Origin of the sequence: Coprococcus intestinihominis, from assembly GCF_040096555.1 — a bacterium.
Classification (GTDB): Bacteria; Bacillota; Clostridia; order Lachnospirales; family Lachnospiraceae; genus Coprococcus_A; species Coprococcus_A intestinihominis.
Genome location: NZ_JBBMEK010000208.1, coordinates 1 through 6,001, shown reverse-complemented (window position 1 = coordinate 6,001; position 6,001 = coordinate 1). Strand labels below are relative to the sequence as shown.

At 45.7% G+C, this 6,001-nt stretch carries 6 protein-coding genes and 1 pseudogene; all 7 read right to left on the bottom strand.

Annotated features, from left to right (window positions below; all coding sequences use genetic code 11):
• Positions 1-840, bottom strand: a pseudogene (locus tag WMO25_RS13685) (sodium ion-translocating decarboxylase subunit beta); the annotation flags it as partial.
• A gap of 41 nt (positions 841-881) precedes the next feature.
• Positions 882-1,256, bottom strand: a complete 375-nt coding sequence (locus WMO25_RS13680) for a biotin/lipoyl-containing protein (RefSeq protein ID WP_349085762.1) — start codon at positions 1,254-1,256, stop codon at positions 882-884.
• Positions 1,257-1,270: 14 nt separating this feature from the next.
• Complete coding sequence (locus WMO25_RS13675) at positions 1,271-1,672, bottom strand: OadG family protein (RefSeq protein ID WP_349085761.1); 402 nt, start codon at positions 1,670-1,672, stop codon at positions 1,271-1,273.
• A gap of 15 nt (positions 1,673-1,687) precedes the next feature.
• A complete protein-coding gene (locus WMO25_RS13670) occupies positions 1,688-3,142 on the bottom strand; it encodes an acyl-CoA carboxylase subunit beta (protein WP_349085760.1) in 1,455 nt (484 codons plus the stop codon).
• A gap of 188 nt (positions 3,143-3,330) precedes the next feature.
• Positions 3,331-4,482, bottom strand: a complete 1,152-nt coding sequence (locus WMO25_RS13665) for a D-alanyl-D-alanine carboxypeptidase family protein (RefSeq protein ID WP_349085759.1) — start codon at positions 4,480-4,482, stop codon at positions 3,331-3,333.
• A 138-nt stretch (positions 4,483-4,620) separates the two neighbouring features.
• On the bottom strand, positions 4,621-5,565 hold the full coding sequence (locus tag WMO25_RS13660; protein WP_349085763.1) for an L-lactate dehydrogenase: 945 nt from the start codon (positions 5,563-5,565) through the stop codon (positions 4,621-4,623).
• Positions 5,566-5,653: 88 nt separating this feature from the next.
• A partial coding sequence (locus tag WMO25_RS13655; RefSeq protein WP_494337442.1) for a hypothetical protein occupies positions 5,654-6,001 on the bottom strand: 348 nt, incomplete at its 5' end.

Here is a 6,001-nt window from a genome sequence, read left to right as displayed (position 1 = left end):
TGGCACCAACGGATGTACCAAGAAGAATAACGATGATATACATCATGGCATTAGATGCTGTTTCAGCAAGCTGTTTAACCACACCGCTTTCCCTGAAAAGATTACCCAGCATCAGCATACCTACAAGAGGTGCTGTTGAAGGCAAAATCAGTACGACCACAACAGTAACAATGATAGGGAAAAGGATTTTCTCCAGTTTGGATACCGGTCTTAACTGCTCCATCTTGATGGAACGTTCTTCTTTTGTTGTCAGTGCCTTCATGATCGGCGGCTGAATGATCGGCACCAGGGACATATAGGAATATGCCGCTACGGCAATCGGTCCCATAAGATGTGCCTGTCCCAGCTTACTGGCCAGATATATGGATGTCGGGCCGTCCGCACCGCCGATAATGGAAATTGCTGCAGCCGCTGCATCTTCAAATCCAAGACACATAGCGCCAATATAAGCAAAGAAAATACCAAACTGTGCTGCTGCTCCCAGAAGAAAGCTGGCAGGATTGGCAATCAGCGGTCCAAAGTCTGTCATGGCACCGACACCAAGGAAGATCAGTGACGGCCATATGCCCCACTCGTCTCCCAGAAAGAAATAATGCAAAAGTCCCGCTGATGTACTGCCGTCCGCAGCGCCTCCTCCACAGTTTTCATGATATCCGGATACAGATTGACCAGAAGCATACCAAATGCGATCGGCACAAGAAGAAGCGGCTCATAACCGCGTCCAATGGCCAGATACAGGAAAAAGCATGCCACAAATATCATGATGAAATTTCCCACCGTCAGATTGAAAAATGCAGTCTGATGGACGAGATTTCCTAATGTTGTAAAAATATAATCCATATTGAAGCCTCCCGTACAGATGAATTAAATTAACAGTGACATTAATTCATCGTTGCGAGAACATCACCGGCTTCAACCGCATCACCGGCTCCAACATTCACAGATGCAACTGTGCCATCCTGCGGTGCAACAATTTCGTTCTCCATCTTCATCGCTTCAAGGACAAGAATGACTTCGCCCTTCTTCACTGCAGCACCGGTATCTTTCTTCACTGCAATGATCTTGCCTGGCATTGGTGCAGAAACCTTCACAGAGCCTGCTGCTCCGGATGCTTTGGCCTTCTTAGCAGGGGCTGCTGCCTTTACAGGAGCGGCTTTCACTGGAGTGGCTGCAGGCGCTGCTGTCTGACCCTCTCCTACTTCCTCAACAGAAACTTCATAGCTGACACCATTAACGGTCACAATATAGTTTTTCATAATTACTTATCCTCCTACCAACGGTTCGTACTTTTTCTTCGAATTGAACGGACGATTAACTTATCCGGTGATGTCTCAAGGGATGCAGCCAGTGCAGCAGTAATCACTGCCACAAGAGCCAGATCATCCGTTTCATCAATTTCTTCCTCATCTGCCGCCGGTTCTTCAGCAACAGTCTCAGTAACTGCCTGTTCATTCTTCGTCTTACGGTTTCTAAACCAGTTCTCCAGCTGACTGATGTATTTAAATCTTGATATGAGAAATGCAATGAATATCAGAACAACAAAGACTGTTCCCATACCCATCAATGTATTCATTCCGGCTCTTACCATCTTATCTCCAAACTGTGAACCACAGCCGGTAAGCGCCAGCGTCGGCAGCAAAAAAGCCGCACAAGCCATTAATTTCTTCTTCATAGATAGCGCCTCCAATTACAGCGTACTGTGCTTCTTAGAAGGTCGTACGGCTCGCTTTGAATAAAGCATCTCAAATGCTGCGATCAAATGCTGTCTTGTGCTCTCCGGTTCAATCACCGCATCCACATAACCTCTGCCTGCCGCAGATTCAGGACTCGTCTGAAGAGCCGCATAAGCTGCTGCCTTCTCTGCGATCAGTCCCTGTGCATCATCAGAAGCATCTATCTCATCATTGTAGATAATCTTTACCGCATTCTCTGCAGGCATCATGCCAACAGACGCCGTCGGCCATGCATAAACAAGATCTGCACCGATATGTCCTGAATTCATGGTCAGATAAGCACTGCCGTAAGCTTCACCTGTCAACAATGTCACCTTCGGTGCGGATGCATCCGCAAAAGTATGAATCAGTCTGGCTGCTTCTCTGGCAACACTCTTTTCATTGGCCACGGTTGTATCAAAGCCGGTTGCAGAAACCAGAGACAGCACCGGAATTGAAAATGCATCACAGAAACGAATAAAATCTGCTGCTTTCTGAAGTCCTTCTGTTGTCAACTTGCCGTTAAATGATTCAGCTGCCTCACCATTCTCATCCAGAATCTCTGTTCTATTGGCCACTGCACCGACAGTAAGTCCGTTCAGTTTAACAAAAGCTGTCACCATCTCTCTGGTATAACCGGCCGTTACTTCCACATATCTGCCGACATCCGTGATATCCTTCAGTACCTGTGCCACATCACCTGTTCCTGAATAGTCTGCAATCTTTCTGTTCAAATCATCTTCGCATACGTCATAATCCAGAACATCTTCCTGATTAAACGGAAGCATCAGCACCAGCTCACGCAGCTGTGCCAGCAATGTCTCTTCGTTCTCACAGACAAAATCCGCATTGCCAGTCTCCCTGCCCTGAAACTCTGCACCGGCATACCGCTCAGCTGCACCGCAACTATCATCCAGTGTATTCGGTGCATTCACAAAAAGTGCGCTTGTGTCCTTCACCATAAAAGTAAAATCTGATAATGCCGCCAGCAAAGCTGTACCGCCGCCGCACTGACCAAACACAGCTGCATACTGCGGAATTACACCTGAAGCCGCCGTCTGCTGTCTGTATAATCTTCCAAGTGCATCCAGTGCATCTGTTGCTTCCTGCAATCTTAAGCCCGCACAATCGTACATACCAATCACCGGCGCACCCATCTTCAATGCCAGTTCATAGATCTTCTCAATCTTGCGCGCATGCATCTCTCCGATCGCTCCGCCCATCACAGATGGATCCTGACTAAATACATAGACAAGATTGCTGTCGATCGTACCATATCCTGTGATTACGCCATCTGCCGGCGTCTGCTTCTCCGGCATGTTAAAATCCGTATTTCTTGCATGAACAGAAGCACCGATTTCGATAAAACTTCCGGCATCCAACAAACTCTCAATACGTTCCACGGCAGACATTGCCTTAACCTGACTCATAATTATGCCCTCATCCTCTCTTAACTGACAAAAACTTTGCCGTTTCTTATCTGTTATTTTACCAGACTAATTGTATTGCTTCAAGTACATTTGTATATTTTTACTATTTTTATCGATAATATTTGTATTATTTCAATAATTTATCAACAAAACAAAAAGCTCCCTATCTGCCTCCGACAGACAATTCTTTATTTTCTTAACAAGCGTTCTATCCAAGTACATCGGGCATCTATTTTATTTATTGTGACATAATCATTTTCCGCCGTCAAATCACCATTCACAAACACCTGAATACTGCCCACTGACTGTCCTGCCTCCACCGGTGCTTCCAACTGTCCAGGAAGCACGCTCTCCACATGTACTTTATCCTCCGAACTTAAAAGGAACCTGTAATTTGTCTGTTTTGCTCTCACGGTAGCAAAATCCTGTTCCCCGTTCATAACATGTACCTGCCTATCCGGAACTCCTTTGCTGATATCAATAGTCTGATAACGATAATTCTTGTCGCCATAGTCCAGCAGTGTCTGTACATCCGACCACTTGTAACCTTTATGCGGCGGCCATCCGCTGCCAAGAAGTGATGCGATAAATGTACGGTCATCTTTTTTTACAGCGCAGACATAACAGTAGCCCGCATCTGCCGTATACCCGGTTTTTCCGGATAGTACACCATCCATCATGGTCAAAAGGACGTTTTTATTATGTACCTCAAAACTTCTTTTCCTATCACAATCCGTAAAAGAATAATCCGCTGTCTGTGTAATTTTTAAAAAATCTTCATTGTCGATCGCATATCGCATGATCTTCGCCATATCCTCTGCTGTAGAGCTGTGCACACCTTTTTCGTCCGCAGCGTCCAACCCGTTCGGCGTTATAAAATATGTCTGCGTACATCCAAGGGATATCGCTTTTTCATTCATCAGTTCTGCAAAATTTTCTACGCTGCCGACGGTACCTTCAGCAATCATCATAGCTGCGTCATTAAAAGATTCCAGCATCATGGCATAATACAGATCTTCCATACGGTAGCGTTCCCCCTCATGAACACCCAGACGAACTTCCGGCATAGCAGATGCCCCTGCTGAAGCCATCACAATCTGATCCGGTTCATTATGTTCCAATGCCACGATCAATGTCATAATTTTTGTTGTGCTGGCCATAGGAAAGACCATTGTTTCATTTTTGCCGTAAAGAATACGCCCACTGTCAGCATCCATCAGTACTGCTGCGCGGGCGTTTAATGACAGCTTCTCTTTTTCCTCCTGCTGCCCAGTCTCCGCCGCTGCCGCAGGATTTTGTATTAGAATGAACAATGTACAGAATATGCCTAAAGCAACCATTAGGAATTGACCTATTTGTTTAATCCAGTCATTCACTCACAAACCGTCCTTTCAGGTCCTGCCTGCCGCCTTTTATTGAAAGGCCAGGGCATCACCTTATCTATTGATACTCCTGGCTTAATCTATGCATTTTTCATCTTAATTAATACCCATATCCGCCAAAACCTTTTTCAGCGCATCGGCAGATTCATGAAGATTATCTTTTTCTAACTGATTCAACGGAATTTCCACAATATTCTCAATGCCATCCCTGCCCAGGATCATCGGAAGCCCAATACAGACATCTTCAATCTCATAGGCTCCGCTGCAATACCCGGACACGGTCAACAGGGAATGTTCATCCCGGATCAGCGCTTCCGCAATACGTCGGATTGCCAGCGCTACTGCATAAAATGTGGCTCCTTTTTTCTCTATAATCTCATAGGCACTGTTTTTCACGTCCCGGACGATCTCATCCATCTGCTCCCGTGTAAAGACAATCCCCAGTTCATCACAAAAATCCCTCACAGCTATGCCGGATACTGTGGCTGAACTCCAGACCGCCACCTCACTGTCACCATGTTCCCCAATAATAAATGCATGAACATTGCGGTGGTCTATACCGATATACTCTCCCAGACGGTACTTGAACCTGGAAGAATCCAGTACTGTTCCGCTGCCGATAACTCTCTCCGGTGGAAAACCGGACAGACGTAGGGCCACAGTTGTCAGAATATCCACCGGATTGGCAACAATAAGCAGCAGGCATTCCGTATTGTAACGGACAATTTCCGGAATAATGGACTGAAAAATCCGGACATTTTTTTCTGTCAGATTGATCCTCGACTCTCCCGGCAGCTGATTGGCTCCGGCTGTCACAATCACCAGATACGCATCCGCCAAATCCTCATAGGTACCCGCATAAATTTCCACGGGATGGATAAAGGGCACACCGTGACCGATATCCATGGCTTCTCCTTCTGCCTTTTTCTGATTGATATCGATCAGCACCAATTCATTAAAAAGACCGCTCCCAAGTAAAGTATAGGCTGCGGTCGCCCCAACGGCGCCGCAGCCTACAATTGCACATTTCTGTATATTCATCACTTTTGCACACCTCCAAAAACAGTTCTGTAAGCTGCTCTTAGTCTGTGCAAAAATATGCTGCCTATGCAGTATATAAGATTAGATTTTAAAATTCGGTCTTCGGATCATTAAATTCTTTGACGCGGCGTTCATATGCCTGCATGATCACCGGTTCAAAGGCCAACTTTGCATCCAGTTTCATCACATCATTCAACAGGTATTTTGTGAACAGCGGATTTAGGATCAAGAAAGGGCCTACCAGATAAGTCGCAAAGAAATTATGGTCGCGAATGCCTTCATTGGCTGTTCCTTTGTTCATGCCTGTTCCCTTATCGACATGAATAAACGGATATTTCTCCGTCTCACCGTAAGCCATAGTAAACTGTGTCTTAAAACCGACAATCTCAATATCATCAAAATGGCCTCTCACCAGGCAGTTGAAACGATGCATCAT